15 protein-coding genes are annotated in these 14,241 nt (G+C 35.7%); 10 read left to right on the top strand and 5 right to left on the bottom strand.

All coding sequences use genetic code 11. The annotated features are described in order from the left end of the window. Positions 1-16: 16 nt before the first annotated feature. The gene (hemW, locus tag HCD_RS07710; RefSeq protein ID WP_014660007.1) at positions 17-1,054 is read right to left on the bottom strand and encodes a radical SAM family heme chaperone HemW; all 1,038 of its coding nucleotides are present in this window, start codon (positions 1,052-1,054) and stop codon (positions 17-19) included. A 96-nt stretch (positions 1,055-1,150) separates the two neighbouring features. Here hemW and HCD_RS07715 point away from each other — a divergent pair, with 96 nt between their 5' ends. The 6 genes from HCD_RS07715 (at position 1,151) to folP (ending at position 5,629) form a co-directional block, all read left to right on the top strand. Then, the gene (locus HCD_RS07715; protein ID WP_014660008.1) at positions 1,151-1,444 is read left to right on the top strand and encodes a c-type cytochrome; all 294 of its coding nucleotides are present in this window, start codon (positions 1,151-1,153) and stop codon (positions 1,442-1,444) included. 162 nt (positions 1,445-1,606) lie between these two features. Continuing rightward, positions 1,607-2,083, top strand: coding sequence for an RNA pyrophosphohydrolase (locus HCD_RS07720; protein WP_014660009.1), 477 nt, complete (start codon positions 1,607-1,609; stop codon positions 2,081-2,083). After that, the gene (locus HCD_RS07725; RefSeq protein WP_014660010.1) at positions 2,077-3,294 is read left to right on the top strand and encodes an aspartate kinase; all 1,218 of its coding nucleotides are present in this window, start codon (positions 2,077-2,079) and stop codon (positions 3,292-3,294) included. The genes HCD_RS07720 and HCD_RS07725 overlap by 7 nt, the downstream gene beginning before the upstream one ends. Continuing rightward, positions 3,291-3,833 carry a HobA family DNA replication regulator gene (locus HCD_RS07730; RefSeq protein WP_014660011.1) on the top strand — a complete coding sequence of 181 codons (543 nt, stop codon included), beginning with the start codon at positions 3,291-3,293 and terminating at the stop codon, positions 3,831-3,833. Before HCD_RS07725 ends, HCD_RS07730 begins: the two co-directional genes overlap by 4 nt. Then, positions 3,834-4,490 carry a DNA polymerase III subunit delta' gene (locus HCD_RS07735; RefSeq protein ID WP_014660012.1) on the top strand — a complete coding sequence of 219 codons (657 nt, stop codon included), beginning with the start codon at positions 3,834-3,836 and terminating at the stop codon, positions 4,488-4,490. Then, complete coding sequence (gene folP / locus HCD_RS07740; RefSeq protein ID WP_014660013.1) at positions 4,487-5,629, top strand: dihydropteroate synthase; 1,143 nt, start codon at positions 4,487-4,489, stop codon at positions 5,627-5,629. The genes HCD_RS07735 and folP overlap by 4 nt, the downstream gene beginning before the upstream one ends. A 485-nt stretch (positions 5,630-6,114) precedes the next feature. Here the strand turns inward: folP and HCD_RS07745 are convergent, their stop codons facing one another. The 3 genes from HCD_RS07745 to HCD_RS07750 all read right to left on the bottom strand — a co-directional run bounded on the left by HCD_RS07745 (position 6,115) and on the right by HCD_RS07750 (position 8,383). Further along, complete coding sequence (locus HCD_RS07745; RefSeq protein ID WP_014660014.1) at positions 6,115-6,588, bottom strand: hypothetical protein; 474 nt, start codon at positions 6,586-6,588, stop codon at positions 6,115-6,117. A 173-nt stretch (positions 6,589-6,761) separates the two neighbouring features. Then, the gene (locus tag HCD_RS09695; RefSeq protein ID WP_014660015.1) at positions 6,762-6,896 is read right to left on the bottom strand and encodes a hypothetical protein; all 135 of its coding nucleotides are present in this window, start codon (positions 6,894-6,896) and stop codon (positions 6,762-6,764) included. A gap of 143 nt (positions 6,897-7,039) precedes the next feature. Next, a complete protein-coding gene (locus HCD_RS07750; RefSeq protein WP_014660016.1) occupies positions 7,040-8,383 on the bottom strand; it encodes a class II 3-deoxy-7-phosphoheptulonate synthase in 1,344 nt (447 codons plus the stop codon). Positions 8,384-8,573: 190 nt separating this feature from the next. On the opposite strand from HCD_RS07750, the gene HCD_RS07755 reads away from it, so the two are divergent. The 3 genes from HCD_RS07755 to HCD_RS07765 all read left to right on the top strand — a co-directional run bounded on the left by HCD_RS07755 (position 8,574) and on the right by HCD_RS07765 (position 12,363). Beyond that, the gene (locus tag HCD_RS07755; RefSeq protein WP_014660017.1) at positions 8,574-9,815 is read left to right on the top strand and encodes an aromatic amino acid transport family protein; all 1,242 of its coding nucleotides are present in this window, start codon (positions 8,574-8,576) and stop codon (positions 9,813-9,815) included. Next, positions 9,815-11,185: an L-serine ammonia-lyase gene (locus tag HCD_RS07760; RefSeq protein ID WP_014660018.1), complete on the top strand. Its 1,371-nt coding sequence runs from the start codon at positions 9,815-9,817 to the stop codon at positions 11,183-11,185. The genes HCD_RS07755 and HCD_RS07760 overlap by 1 nt, the downstream gene beginning before the upstream one ends. 227 nt (positions 11,186-11,412) lie before the next feature. Further along, complete coding sequence (locus tag HCD_RS07765) at positions 11,413-12,363, top strand: type I restriction enzyme HsdR N-terminal domain-containing protein (protein WP_014660019.1); 951 nt, start codon at positions 11,413-11,415, stop codon at positions 12,361-12,363. A 3-nt stretch (positions 12,364-12,366) separates the two neighbouring features. On the opposite strand, the gene HCD_RS07770 is transcribed toward HCD_RS07765, so the two are convergent. Beyond that, the gene (locus HCD_RS07770; protein ID WP_014658798.1) at positions 12,367-13,689 is read right to left on the bottom strand and encodes an RNA-guided endonuclease InsQ/TnpB family protein; all 1,323 of its coding nucleotides are present in this window, start codon (positions 13,687-13,689) and stop codon (positions 12,367-12,369) included. 36 nt (positions 13,690-13,725) lie between these two features. Here HCD_RS07770 and tnpA point away from each other — a divergent pair, with 36 nt between their 5' ends. Further along, positions 13,726-14,142: an IS200/IS605 family transposase gene (tnpA, locus tag HCD_RS07775; protein ID WP_014658764.1), complete on the top strand. Its 417-nt coding sequence runs from the start codon at positions 13,726-13,728 to the stop codon at positions 14,140-14,142. Positions 14,143-14,241: the final 99 nt, after the last annotated feature.

Genomic DNA, 14,241 nt, shown 5'->3' on the forward strand with positions numbered 1-14,241 from the left:
TGAATGCCTTTTTAGGCTATAGCAACCATAAAGCCATTTCATCAGCCATAAAAAAATCGCTCGCTACTAATTGATTATCTTTGATAAAAGCCTTATTTTCTTTGACTAAAAGCCCCACTTTATTTTTATCTAATAAACTCAATTCAACTCCTAGCTCACACCTTAAGCCTAAAAACAGCTTTTCTAATCGCTTATCTTGTGAATTCAGTAACTCAACTTGGCGTTTTAGGGGGTCTTTAATATAGTTTTCTATGATTTTTTTAGCATAAAATCGCTCATTATTCACACAGCCTACAGCCCCAGCCCCACACCCTAAATAATCTTTAGCCCCCCAGTAAGCTAAATTATGTTTGACCTTGTAATCTCTAGCATAATTAGACACTTCGTATTGCTTGAAAGAAAAGCTTTCTAAAGCGCCTTTAACCACCTTATCATAATTAATGTTAGATGATTTTTTAGCGTTTTTTTCTAAACTCGTATTTTTTTCAATACTTAAAGCATAGGCACTCAAATGATTGATAGGAAGTTCTTTAGCAAGTTTTAATTCTTCTTTTAAAGATAGTTCGTTGTCTAAGGGGGTGTTATAAATCAAATCAATACTAATATTTTTAATCTTACTTTTTGTAATAATTTCTATAATAGGGGCGATATTTTTGGAGTGTTTGCGTTCCAAAAACAATAATTTATCTTCTCTAAAACTTTGCACCCCTAAGCTTATACGATTAATTCCCAAATCTCTTAAACTCTCACACCACGCTTTAGAAATCAGCTCAGGATTAGCTTCGGTGGTTATCTCGCAATCTGTAGTTAGGCGTGCATTTTGATAAATACTCTCAAAAATACTCTCAAAAGATTTAACATTCAAGGTATTAGGCGTGCCACCACCAATAAAAATGCTTTCAATTTTTTCATCTGTTTGCCCTAGGGCATGCTTTAAATCTAGGCATAACGCTTTTACATACTCTTCTTTTAATTCGTGCTTATTTTCATACGAGTTGAAAGCACAATATCCGCATTTATTATCGCAAAAAGGGATATGAATATATAGTATCATATTTATTTCTCTTACTATTGACTTCGTTTTTAAGCAAAGCTTAAAATTTGAAATTGTATCATTTTAAAATCATTTTGATAATCAAGGAGACAGATAATGAAAAAGGTTGTTTTGGCTTTAAGCGTTCTTTTTGCAGGTAATGTTTTAATGGCAAAAAGTGGTGCAGAGTTAGCTAAGGGTTGTATTGGTTGCCATGGGGCTAAGTTTGAAAAGAAAGCTATGGGTAAAAGCAAAGTAGTTAATTCAATGACTGAAAAAGAAATTGAAGAAGAGCTTATAGCTTTCAAAGAAGGCAAGAAGAAAAGTCCTGTAATGGAAATGCAAGCTAAGAAACTCAGTGCAGAAGACATCAAGGTTCTAGCTAAATACATTCCTACTCTTAAGAAGTAAACTCTCTTAAAATAGTGCCATTTGGTGCTATTTTAATCTCTTTTAAACCATTTTTCTATAATTTTCTCGTTTCTAATCTTATCTTAACCCTACTTAAAGCCAGCATACATTATAATACACTCTAAAACTGATAAAGATACGAAAGAGTTAGAACGAATACCTATGCTACATAATAAAAGATATCGGCCTAATGTTGCTGCCATTATCGTTTCACCAAGCTATCCTAATACATGCGAGGTTTTTATTGCAGAACGGGTGGATATAGAAGGAGCGTGGCAGTTTCCCCAAGGGGGCATTGATGAAGGCGAAACCCCCCTAGAAGCGTTGTATAGAGAGCTAAAAGAAGAAATCGGCACGGATAAAATAGAAGTTTTAGCTCAATACCCCAGATGGATTGCCTATGATTTCCCAAACAACATGGAGCATAAGTTTTATTCTTTTGATGGGCAAAAGCAACGCTATTTTTTAGTGCGCCTGAAGCATTTAGAAAGCATTGACTTAAACACACACGCCCCAGAATTTAGAGCCTATCAATTCATTCCTCTTAAGGATTTGCTTAAAAAAGTTGCCCCATTCAAACGCCAAGTGTATCGTCAGGTGATTTCTCATTTTAAAAAAGAAGGGTATTTAGGGTGTTAATCGTTCAAAAATACGGCGGCACGAGCATGGGTAGTGCAGAAAGAATCCATAATGTCGCTCAAAGGGTTTTAGAAAGCGTTGAGCTAGGGCATCAGGTTGTGGTGGTAGTCTCTGCTATGAGTGGCGAAACGGACAGACTTTTAGAATTTTGTAAAAATTTTAGCCATAACCCTAACAAACGAGAAATGGATAGAATCGTAAGCACTGGAGAAATTATCTCAAGTGCGGCTTTAAGCATGGTTTTAGAGAGATACGGGCATAAGGCGATTTCACTCAATGGCAAGGAAGCAGGTATTTTGACAAGCTCGCATTTTCAAAGCGCTTCCATTCAATCCATTAATAGCAAACGCATCGCTGAACTTTTAGAAAGAAACTACATTGTTGTTGTCGCTGGGTTTCAAGGCTCTGATATTGAAGGCGAAGTAACGACTTTGGGGCGTGGGGGGAGCGATTTGAGTGCGGTCGCACTAGCTGGGGCTTTAAAAGCAGATTTGTGTGAAATCTATACTGATGTAGATGGTGTATATACCACTGACCCTAGAATTGAAAAAAAAGCTCAAAAAATTGCTCAAATCAGTTATGATGAAATGCTTGAACTTGCTTCTATGGGGGCTAAAGTTCTGTTAAATCGCTCTGTGGAATTAGCCAAGAAACTCAATGTTAAACTAGTTACTCGTAGTTCGTTTAACCACAGCGAAGGCACGCTCATTGTAGCTGAAAAAGACTTTAAAGGAGAACCTATGGAAGCCCCTGTAGTAAGTGGGATTGCATTAGATAAGAATCAAGCTCGTGTGAGCATGGAAGGCGTAGATGACAGACCAGGCATTGCAGCCGAAATCTTTAGCGCTTTGGCTGAGTATCGCATTAATGTGGATATGATAGTCCAAACTATCGGAAGAGATGGCAAAACCGATTTAGACTTCACCATTGTTAAAACTCAAATAGAAGAAACTAAGCATGCCTTAAAACCTTTCTTAGCACAAATTGATTCTATTGATTATGATGAGAATATCGCTAAGGTTTCAGTAGTGGGTGTGGGCATGAAATCGCATTCTGGGGTAGCAAGCACCGCTTTTAAAGCCCTAGCACAAGACAATATCAATATTATGATGATTTCTACAAGTGAAATTAAGATTTCTGTATTAATTGATATTAAATACGCTGAATTAGCCGTTAGAACTTTACATTCTGTGTATGAATTAGACAAATGAAAAATTTCTACGACTGGCTGAGAGAGTTTGTGCGAGACCAAGGCGAGTTCATCGCAGAGCAGAGCGGATGGCTAGAGTTAGAGCGTTCAAATTATGCAAGTCTAATCGCACAAACTATCTCGCATTTGCTCAATGGTGGCTCATTGCTTATTAGCACGGATTCTTCTAGGTGCTGGTTTTTAAACTACATTCTTTCTAATCTCAACCCCAAAGATTTAAAAGAACGCCCCTTGTTATCTGTCATTGATTTTAATGCTTCTTCTTTCTACCCTAAAAACGATGCGAGTTTGTCTCTAGCCACCATAGAGCTTACTTATCAAAACCCTATGTTTTGGCATATCGGCAGAATTGAAAATGAAGCCCTAAAAACATTGTTACTCGGTAAAGTCCCTAGTTTTTTATGGCTTTTTGAAGAGCTTAAAGAAGATTGCTTGCTTTTAAAAGAGCATGATAATTTGCTAGACTACAAATTATTACAACTCTTCAAACTCTTTGAAAACGCTCTTTTTAATGTCTTGTATAACAAAGTGGCCTTGTAAGTGAAAAATTTAAACCGCTTGATTTATACACACGACCTTGAAGAAACGCTTGAAAAAGAAGCGAGTTTTTTTAAACACCACACTAAGTTCTACACTGAAATCATTGAAAAAGACAAAAAAATCATCAAAACCTTTAACAAAGACTTTAAAATAGAGCATGCTAAAGAAGTCATTTTGAAAGCAAATCTCAAACACAGCGAATTAAACGCCTTTTTAATTGCTGCGCCAAGTTATGGCATAGAAGCTCAAAACGCTCTTTTAAAAATCTTAGAAGAACCCCCAAATAATGTCTGTTTCATCATGTTTGCCAAAAGCCCAAACCATGTTTTAGCTACTATTAAATCTCGTTTAATCAAAGAAGACAGACGCAAAAAAATCCCCCTAAAGCCCCTAGATTTAGATTTATCTAGGCTAGATTTAAAAGATATTTATGCGTTTTTAAAAGAATTAGACAAAGAGAATTTTGATTCAAGAGAAAATCAAAGAGAAAAAATTGAAAGCCTACTAGAAAGTGTTAATAGACATAACATCAAACTAAACGAGCAAGAATTACAAGCCTTTGATTTGGCTATTAAAGCTAATAGCTCTTATTATAGGCTTAGTTATAATCTCTTGCCCCTACTCTTGAGCCTTTTATACAAGAAAAAACAGCAATGACTTTAGCACGCCTTAATCCTAACGCCTTAAAAACCGCCCTTCAAAACATAGATTCAGAAAAAATCGCTCAAGCCCATATGTATAAAAAAGGCGTTAGTTTAGTCTTTGAAATCAAAGATTTGCCCCTAAGCGCTACACTTATTTTAAAACAAGAAGCCTTGAGTGTGGGGGGTGATTTCGCCACACCAAAAGATTGTATCTTGGCTAAAAAGCCTTTTTATGATGGTGTGTTAATCGTTAATGCCAAACAACTAGAACGCCTTATCACCAAGTGCTATTCCCAACCCTTTGGGCTTAAAGCTCTAGCACAGGAATTAAAAAATCATCTCAAAGCCCCCAAGCCTAACGCCCCACAAATTATGGCAATTTTAAATCTCACGCCTGATAGCTTCTATGAAAAGAGTCGTTTTAATAGCAAAAATGCCATTGAAGAAATCTATCAACTCCTTGAAAAAGGCATCACTCTCATTGATATAGGTGCAGCAAGCTCAAAACCAGGAAGTGAAATCATTGACCCAAAGATAGAACAAAAGCGTTTGAAAGAAGTTTTATGCGAAATCAAATCTCAAAAACTCAATGAACATGCTAAATTTAGTATAGACACCTATCATGCAAGCACAGCCAAAATGGCTTTAGAACACCATTTTTCTGTTCTTAATGATGTGAGCGGTTTTAATAGCGTTGAAATGCTAGAAGTCGCAAGAGACTACAAGCCTACTTGTGTTTTAATGCATGCCAAAAAAACTCCCAAAGACATGCAAGAAAATGTCTTTTATCACAACTTATTTGATGAAATGGATATTTTCTTTAAAGACAAACTAGAGACTTTAGAAAAATACGCCCTTAAGGATATTATTTTAGATATAGGGTTTGGATTTGCCAAACTAAAAGAGCATAATCTAGCCTTAATCAAGCACTTAAGCCACTTTCTAAAATTTAAAAAGCCCTTATTAGTGGGGGCAAGCCGTAAAAACACTATCGGTCTTATTACAGGGCGTGAAGTTGAAAAGCGACTTTCTGGCACTTTAGCTTTGCATTTAATGGCATTACAAAATGGAGCGAGCATTTTAAGAGTGCATGATGTTGATGAGCATATAGATTTAATCAAAGTGTTTCATAGCTTAGAAGAAACTGATTAAAATCTCGCAAAAATTCTTAGCTTTAGTTAAGCGTTGGTAATATTTACAACCAAAAAGGCTTACCAAAAGCATGTTTTTAATCGCCATTCAAACAAATTCTTTTTGCATTCATTTTCTACATTTTTTATAAAAACCCTATTAAACCTATTCTTTTTTAAATCTTGGAATATAAAATATTTTGTTTAATCAATATTGTTTGTCAATAGAGCCAAATTCTTATATCCATAAAAATTTTCAAGCACTTGAAAAATCTCATTCTAGCTCCCATTCTCACTACACTTTTGCAACACAACTCTTGCTAGACTAGGATTATTCAATCAATACCTGTTGTTAGATTTTAGATGATAGGTTGCTTGAGTTTTCAGTCGTTGCCAATAAGAATGCTTAATAAAATTTTGATTTAGTTTTAAGAGTAACTAAATCCTACCATATAGCTAACATAAGATGAATACGCCCTAATTTTTGAAATTAGAGAGCTTCAATGGTTAAAGAACCACATCCATAGATGAAGAATTGTTATAGGCATTTTGATAGCGTTGCAAAAAAGCGTTATTATTTGTTGCATTAAAAGTTTGTAGGGCTTTCTTGTGTAAGCCATTTACAGGTTGCTTAGGGGCGTTCTCCACTTCTTTAGAAAACTTGCCGTTATAAAAATCTGTCAAGCTGTAGAGTGATTGAGCAGCAAGGCGTTTTTGACTCTCATCCATTCCAGCTGTAGCTCTTAAAAAAGCGTTATACTCTCTATCGCTCATCAATTCTAAAACTAAAAAGCCATAAGTCTCTCGCTTATTAGGGTTAAAGGGAAGATTTTCTATTAAAGCGTCTCTTTTTTCTTTCTCTACTGCTTCTACATTTTGAACAGGAGCGTTGCTGCCACTACTTTCTTTTGTGGGAGTATTTTTTGAGTTTAAAAGCCCATAAAGGTTAGAATCAAATTGATTAATAGAAGAAACTGCCATATGAATTTCCTAACATTGAAATTTTAATAGCAAGGAAGCAAGAAGTATTCCATTAATTGAATAGTCAAAAGATTTTCCAACTTAGTGTGGGCTAAAAAGGGCTTAGAAAGCGTTCTATAGGACTAGAGACAATCCTATAGAAAAGCCATTTGGGTTAATCAAAATGTAAAAACTTATTTTTGCTCTGGCTGCCAAATCGTTTTTTCTGAAGGCGTGCTGTCGGCTTCATTTTGTAAAATCTGTTGCTTGGTCTCATGGCATGCTACAAACAACAACGCTAGAACTACAGCTAAAAAAGAAAACTTCATCGCTACTCCTTTGAATATAAAATACCAACCATAACACTAATTATAAGAAAAAAGCGTTAAAAAATAAATTAATTTGTTTCAATTAGAAATACCACCATTAAAATTCACACTAACCAACCCCTAAGAGCTGTATTTCTCAACCATCAAGCACGCTGTTTTTTGAGCATATCAGCAATTAAAAAGGCTAATTCTAGGGCTTGAGTGGCATTTAGTCTTGGGTCGCATTGCGTATAGTAGTGGCAACTCAAGTTCTCTTCAGTAATTTCTTGTGAACCACCGATACATTCTGTAACATTTTCCCCTGTCATTTCCAAATGCACCCCCGATGCTAAACTCCCTTCAGCCCTATGGATTTCAAAAAAGCTTTTCACTTCATCAAGCACACAATCAAAAGCTCTTGTTTTAACCCCTGAACTTGTTTTAATCGTATTGCCATGCATAGGGTCAATGCTCCACAAAATATGGCGCTTTTCTTTTAGCACTCCTTTTAAAAGCTTAGGCAAACACTCTTTAATTATCTCAGAACCCATACGCACAATCAAATTCAAACGCCCCTTAATATTATGCGGATTTAAAATATCACACAATTCTAACACTTCGCTCGCACTCGCATTAGGCCCAATCTTTACTCCCAAAGGATTTTCAACCCCCCTTAAAAACTCCACATGAGCACCCTTAGGATTTCTGGTTCTTTCCCCAATCCAAAGCATGTGTGCAGAACAATCATAGAATTTATCACTCAAACTATCCTTACGCACTAAAGGCTCTTCATAATGGAGCAATAACGCTTCATGGCTTGTGTAAAATTCCACTTCTCTAAGAATAGGCGTGCGTTCTATCTCTACCCCACAAGCTTGCATAAACCCCAAAGCTTGCGTGATTTTATCTGCGATTTGTTGGTATTTTTGGTCATTATTTTTGACAAAATCTAAATTGAAACGATGCACTTGCTCTAAATTCGCTAACCCGCCTTGAGCAAAGGCTCTAATAAGATTTAAAGTCGCTACGCTTTGATGATAGGCTTTAAGCATGCGTTCAGCCTTTGGCTCTCTTTCATTTTTTAAAATCCCATTGATAATATCACCCCTATAACTTAGCACTTCTTCATTATCTAATATTTCAGTCGCACTAGAACGAGGCTTTGCAAATTGTCCAGCAATGCGTCCCACTTTAACAATAGGCATAGAGCCAGCAAAAGTAAGAGTAATCGCCATTTGCATCATCACCTTAAACATGTCTCTAATTCTATTAGCACTAAATTGAGAAAACGACTCCGCACAATCGCCCCCTTGTAACAAAAACGCCTTATTATCAATGGCTTGGGCTAATCGCTCTTGCAAATTTCTAGCCTCTCCAGCAAACACTAAAGGTGGGTAAGAGTGCAACTCCTTTTTGACTCTCTCTAAAGCCTCTTTGTCCTTATAAGTGGGGTGTTGCTCTATAGGGAAATTGTGCCAGGAATTTGGCGACCAAGTTGTGTCTAACATTGCTATAACCTTTTGTTTAATCCTTTTTTTAATGCATTATTATAGCTTGAAAGAGTTTCTATTGAAATGTAGACTTTAGAAAACAAACGCACCATCAATGCCCTTTAATCTCAACGAAACCCTAATAATAAAAGGGCTTTATGATACAATAAATTAACTCTTCAATATTATAAAAGGGTGGTTTGATTGTATGACACAAGAAAAAGCAACTCCAAAAAATCCTAAAAAACTCCATGCGTTTGATGTCCGCTGGATGGCTTCGCTTTTTGGCACAGCGGTAGGGGCTGGAATTTTATTTCTGCCTATTAGAGCCGGTGGACATGGGGTATGGGCAATCGTAGTGATGTGTGCGATTATCTTTCCTTTAACCTGGCTAGGACATAGGGCATTAGCCTATTTTATAGGCTCAAGAAATGGCGAAGATATTACCATGGTCGCTCGCTCACATTTTGGCACTAAATGGGGCTTTCTTATCACTTTGCTTTATTTCTTTGCAATTTATCCTATTTGTTTAGCTTATGGGGTAGGCATCACGAATGTGTTTGATAATTTCTTTATTAATCAATTAAATTTAGAGCCTTTTAATCGTGGCTTACTAGCTTTTGTGCTTGTCTCTTTAATGATGCTTGTAATGACTTTTAATGCCACGATTGTTACACGCATTTGTAACGCTCTAGTCTATCCTTTATGCTTAATTTTGCTTCTTTTTTCTGTGTATCTCATTCCTTACTGGCAATTAAGTAATCTCTCTGTTATGCCGAGTTTTAAAGAATTTGTCTTAGCCATTTGGCTGACCTTACCGGTGCTTGTGTTTTCATTCAATCATAGCCCTATTATTTCAACTTTTACGCAAAATGTGGAAAAAGAATATAGCGCTTTCAAAGAGTATAAACTCAATCAAATTGAATTAGGGGCATCACTTATGCTTTTAGGATTTGTGATGTTTTTTGTGCTTTCATGCATTATGTGCTTGAGTGCTGATGATTTTATCAAAGCAAAAGAACAAAATATCCCCATTTTAAGCTACTTTGCTAATACTTTAAATAATCCTTTAATCAATTATGCTGGGCCTATCGTGGCTTTTTTAGCGATTTTTTCATCTTTTTTTGGGCATTATTATGGGGCTAAGGAAGGCTTGGAGGGCATTATTCTTCAAGGCTTAAAATTAAAAAAAACTTCTAAAGCTCTGAGTGTTAGCACCACGATTTTTTTATGGCTTAGCATTACGCTTGTAGCTTATATCAACCCTAATATCTTAGATTTTATTGAAAATTTAGGCGGCCCCATTATTGCACTCATTCTTTTTGTCATGCCTATGATAGCTTTTTACACCATTCCTGCATTAAAGCGTTTTAGAAACCCAAAGGCAGATATTTTCGTGTTTATCTTAGGAAGCTTGACGGCTCTTAGCGTATTATTAGGACTATTCTAATGGCTAGTTTTTCTATTTTATCCATTTTTAAAATCGGCGTTGGGCCTAGCTCTTCACACACCATAGGGCCTATGGAAGCTGGAGCTAGATTTTGTGAATTGTTAAAAGATGTTTTAGAGCAAGTAACACGCATTCAAATCACCTTGCATGGCTCATTGTCTTTGACCGGAAAGGGGCATTTGAGCGATGAAGCAGTTTTAATTGGTTTACATGGCATTTATGCTAACGAATTAGACACTGCACTTAGAAGTATTTTATTACAAGATGTGCTTAAAAATAAAGTTTTAAAACTTGCAAACAAACATTCTGTTGTATTTGATTATGCTAAGGACTTGGTTTTTGATAACCATCGCTTAGCCAGACACGAAAACGCTCTAGTCTTACAAGCGTTTAATGTTAAGGGAGAGATTTTAAAAGAAGAAACCTATTATTCTATTGGTGGGGGCTTTGTCTATACTGAGACAGAATTAGAAAACCTATCTAAAGAAAATGCGAGCGAAAGCATTGCCTATGATTTTAATAGTGCTAAAGAATTGCTAGAACTATGCCAAACACATCAAACAAGCATTGCTGAAATCGTGCGTTTGAGAGAAAAGGCTTTAGGCAATGACCCTGATGAGGTGATGAATAAAATCTATCACGCTATGCTTGAATGCTACAATAATGGGGCTAATTCTAAAGAAGTCTATTTACCCGGTCGCTTAAAAGTTACACGATTAGCCCCAAGCATTAAGACACGCTTAGAAAAACACCCTAAAAATGGGAATGACCCCCTAGCCTTAATTGATTATATCTCTCTTTATGCTCGTGCAATTGCTGAAGAAAATGCTAGTGGGGGTAAGGTGGTAACCGCCCCTACTAACGGAGCGTGTGCGGTTGTGCCAAGCGTGCTTTTATACGCTCAAAATCATTTATTTGAGAATTTATCACAAATGGCTATCAATGATTTTTTACTCACCTGTGCTGCCATTGGCTATCTCTACAAGAAAAACGCTTCACTAAGCGGTGCGGAGGCTGGGTGTCAAGCTGAAATCGGTGTCGCAAGCTCTATGGCTGCAGGGGGGTTAGCCTATCTGTCTCAAGCAACCATGAAGCAAGTTTTAATGGCGAGTGAAATCGCTATGGAACATCATTTAGGGTTGACATGCGACCCTGTAGGAGGCCTAGTACAAATCCCTTGCATTGAAAGGAATGTCTTAGGTGCAATTAAAGCTATCAGCGCTTCTAAGCTTGCCCTAGAAGATGATTACAAGCCTAAGGTAAGCCTAGATGAGGTGATTGCCACGATGTATGCTACCGGAAAAGATATGAATGAAAAATACAAAGAGACTTCGTTAGGAGGATTAGCCAAGACATTAAATTGTCAATAATCTATCTTTAAGTAACAAAACTTTCATTTTTTATCCCTAAAAAGTGTAATTTAAGCTAAAACGAGTTTTGTATTATAAACTATTTTGTTTTAAAGTGTTATTAAGCAAGGCGTGTTTGCCCCTAAAATCTTTTAATAACGGCTGGTTATTTTATTATAAATATTTTTTATGGGGGTTAAAAGTGTGGGCTAAAAAATGTTAAAATGCAAGTTTGCAAAGGAGTTTTCATGCACCCCTATTTAGAAGAAGTAGCAAAAGGCTATTTGAGGCCCTATATTACAGAATTAAATTTAAGTGATACAGACACAAAAAGCCCTAAAATTGAATGTCTGGTAAGAAAAAAGTTTGTTAAACTCACGCCTGAAGAAGCTGTCAGACAATGCTTTATTTTGCATTTGCACAAAAGCTATTTTTACCCCCTAAATCAAATGCAAGTAGAAACGCCTATTCATTTTGGGCGTGAAATCAAGCGGGCCGATATTGTCGTTTATGATAGCGATTTTAAAGAACTCATTATTGTAGAAGTCAAAAAATCCACGCTCAAAGAGGGCAAGGAGCAATTACGAAGCTATTGCAACGCCACAGGAGCCATTATTGGCATATGGTCTAATGCGATTAAGCATTCATTCTACCACAGAAGAGACCCTAACTATTTTGAAGACCTTTCTAACATTCCTAAACACAACCAAAGCCTAACAGAGATTTTAGAAGAACGCTGGACAATAAAAACCCTTAAAGACAAAGATAAATTATTCAACGAGAAAAAATCCCTTAAAGATTTGATTTTAGAAATGGAAGATGAAGTCTTAGCTAATGCGGGGGTAGATGTTTTTGAAGAAGTCTTTAAGCTCATATTTACCAAACTTTATGATGAAATGCAAAGCACCAGAGAGCCTAGCTTGCATTTAGAGTTTAGAAACTACGGCGAGACAGAAAACCAACTATTAAATAAAATCCAAAAACTTTTTGATAAGGCTAAGGATAAATGGCAGGGCGTGTTTAATAGCGATAGTAAAATTGCTTTAAGCCCTAGCCATTTAAGCGTTTGCATTTCTTCTTTACAAAGCGTAAAACTCTTTAATTCTAATTTAGATGTCGTTGATGAAGCCTTTGAATATTTAATCAGTGAAACACCCCTCGCTAAAGCGAGGAGCTTCCTAACTAAAGCACCCTACTGAATGCTAATACGAAAGGCTTTGCTCTTTAAAGTCTGCAAGGCTATTTCCTAACCCAAGAAGACTTAACCCTTTGCTTAAAATATTACTTGCGGCGTTTATATCTCTATGCTCTATATATCCGCAATTTTGACACAGATATTCTCTATGATTTAATTTAAGCTCGTGGTTGATTTGCCCACAACTATGACAAGTTTTACTCGTATATTGTGGGGGAGCTTTCACTAACAATTTGCCATTATGCTGTTGTTTGTAGTCTAAAAAAGAGATGATTTGATAGAATGAAGTATTTAGTATAGACTTATTAAGCCCACTCTTTTGTTTAACATTTTTGAGTTTGGCTCTTTTGGTCATGTTCTTAATTTGTAAGTCTTCAACTACTATCAATTCAAATTGCTTTGAAAGTTCGCTTGTGATTTTATGGTATCTGTCTAGTTTTTGATAGCTTGATTTATCAAAGGCTTTGTTTAATTTTTTTTGAGTTTTGTAAAAATTACCTCCTAGTTTGATTTTATTTTGTTTAGATTTTAAAACCCTACGGCTTTGTTTTCTTTGTAGTCTTTTAAATTCTTTAGAGTATTTTTTAAAAGAATGTAGTTTAGAATAAGTAGGAATAAGTCGTTTTAGATTGATATTTTCATCTACTTTTAAACCTAGTTCTTTCATGTCTTTTTGGTATTGTTCTAGGTCGGTTAGTTTTTCATATTCTTTTAAATCAACGCTTAAAGCTATATCATAGATATTTAAGTCCACACCGACACAATTTCTAGGCTCTTTAATAGTGTTAAGCTCTTTTTCGTATTCTATGCTAAAACTAACAAAATATTTTTGATGAGAGCAAGAGACTACGATTTGTTTAATCTTAGCATTAAGGGGTAAGTCTCTATGCATACGCATTTTTAAGGGCATTTTCATTAAGTTAAACATCTTAAAGCGTTCGTTAAAGTCTTTGATAGAAAAGCCTTGATTATTCCAAGTAAAACTTTGTTTAGCAAATTTAGAGTTTTTAAATTTAGGAAAGCCCCTATTTTTGACTTTAAAGGCATCTCTTAAGGCTCTTTCTGCATTCATGCGTGATTGTTGAGCGACTACACTACTAAAACTTAAATTCCTAGCTTTTAAATGGTGCTTAATCGCACTATCTAATTCGCTTGATTTTTGCCATTTTCTTTGTTTAGTGGGTAAATCTTTGTTTTTTTCGTATTGCTCTTGTTGTAGATTTAAGCAAATGTTATAGGCTTGGTTATAGACAAAAAAAGAGTGTTGTAATTTGGTCTGTTGCTCTTTGGTAGGATACAAACGAAATTTAAAGCCCTTATTTACTTTCATAGAAAGATTTTAGCATAATTTAGTTAAACTTGGTCTATGAAACAAATTGATAATATTAGACATGGCAGACATTGTGTTTTTTTAATGCATGTGCATTTAGTATTTGTAACTAAATATAGGCGTAAAGCATTCAACAAAGAAGTTATAGACTTTTTAGGTTCTGTATTTGCTAAGGTATGCAAAGACTTTGAAAGCGAGTTAGTAGAATTTGATGGGGAAAGCGACCATGTGCATTTACTTATCAATTATCCACCAAAAGTTAGTGTTAGTAGGTTAGTTAATTCTTTAAAGGGTGTTAGTAGTCGTTTGGTTAGACAACAAAATTTTAAAAATGTTAAAGCTACTTTGTGGGGCAATCATTTATGGTCGCCTAGTTATTTTGCTGGAAGCTGTGGGGGTGCTCCTTTAGAAATCATTAAGCAATATATCCAAGAGCAAGAAACACCACATTAGATTTGCTAACCTTTTGTTTTTAGGTTAAATGACACTAAAAAATAGCCTAACGGCTATTGACGCTTACATCTCCGCCCTAAAGGACGGAGTTTTTCGCTT

This window comes from Helicobacter cetorum MIT 99-5656 (assembly GCF_000259275.1).
Taxonomy (GTDB): Bacteria; Campylobacterota; Campylobacteria; order Campylobacterales; family Helicobacteraceae; genus Helicobacter; species Helicobacter cetorum.

Bases quoted from the DNA above. Each gene is read 5' to 3' on its own strand.
- hemW (WP_014660007.1), bottom strand. From the start codon at position 1,054: ATGATACTATATATTCATATCCCTTTTTGCGATAATAAATGCGGATAT.
- HCD_RS07715 (WP_014660008.1), top strand. From the start codon at position 1,151: ATGAAAAAGGTTGTTTTGGCTTTAAGCGTTCTTTTTGCAGGTAATGTT.
- HCD_RS07720 (WP_014660009.1), top strand. From the start codon at position 1,607: ATGCTACATAATAAAAGATATCGGCCTAATGTTGCTGCCATTATCGTT.
- HCD_RS07730 (WP_014660011.1), top strand. From the start codon at position 3,291: ATGAAAAATTTCTACGACTGGCTGAGAGAGTTTGTGCGAGACCAAGGC.
- folP (WP_014660013.1), top strand. From the start codon at position 4,487: ATGACTTTAGCACGCCTTAATCCTAACGCCTTAAAAACCGCCCTTCAA.
- HCD_RS07745 (WP_014660014.1), bottom strand. From the start codon at position 6,588: ATGGCAGTTTCTTCTATTAATCAATTTGATTCTAACCTTTATGGGCTT.
- HCD_RS09695 (WP_014660015.1), bottom strand. From the start codon at position 6,896: ATGAAGTTTTCTTTTTTAGCTGTAGTTCTAGCGTTGTTGTTTGTAGCA.
- HCD_RS07750 (WP_014660016.1), bottom strand. From the start codon at position 8,383: ATGTTAGACACAACTTGGTCGCCAAATTCCTGGCACAATTTCCCTATA.
- HCD_RS07755 (WP_014660017.1), top strand. From the start codon at position 8,574: ATGACACAAGAAAAAGCAACTCCAAAAAATCCTAAAAAACTCCATGCG.
- HCD_RS07760 (WP_014660018.1), top strand. From the start codon at position 9,815: ATGGCTAGTTTTTCTATTTTATCCATTTTTAAAATCGGCGTTGGGCCT.
- HCD_RS07765 (WP_014660019.1), top strand. From the start codon at position 11,413: ATGCACCCCTATTTAGAAGAAGTAGCAAAAGGCTATTTGAGGCCCTAT.
- HCD_RS07770 (WP_014658798.1), bottom strand. From the start codon at position 13,689: ATGAAAGTAAATAAGGGCTTTAAATTTCGTTTGTATCCTACCAAAGAG.
- tnpA (WP_014658764.1), top strand. From the start codon at position 13,726: ATGAAACAAATTGATAATATTAGACATGGCAGACATTGTGTTTTTTTA.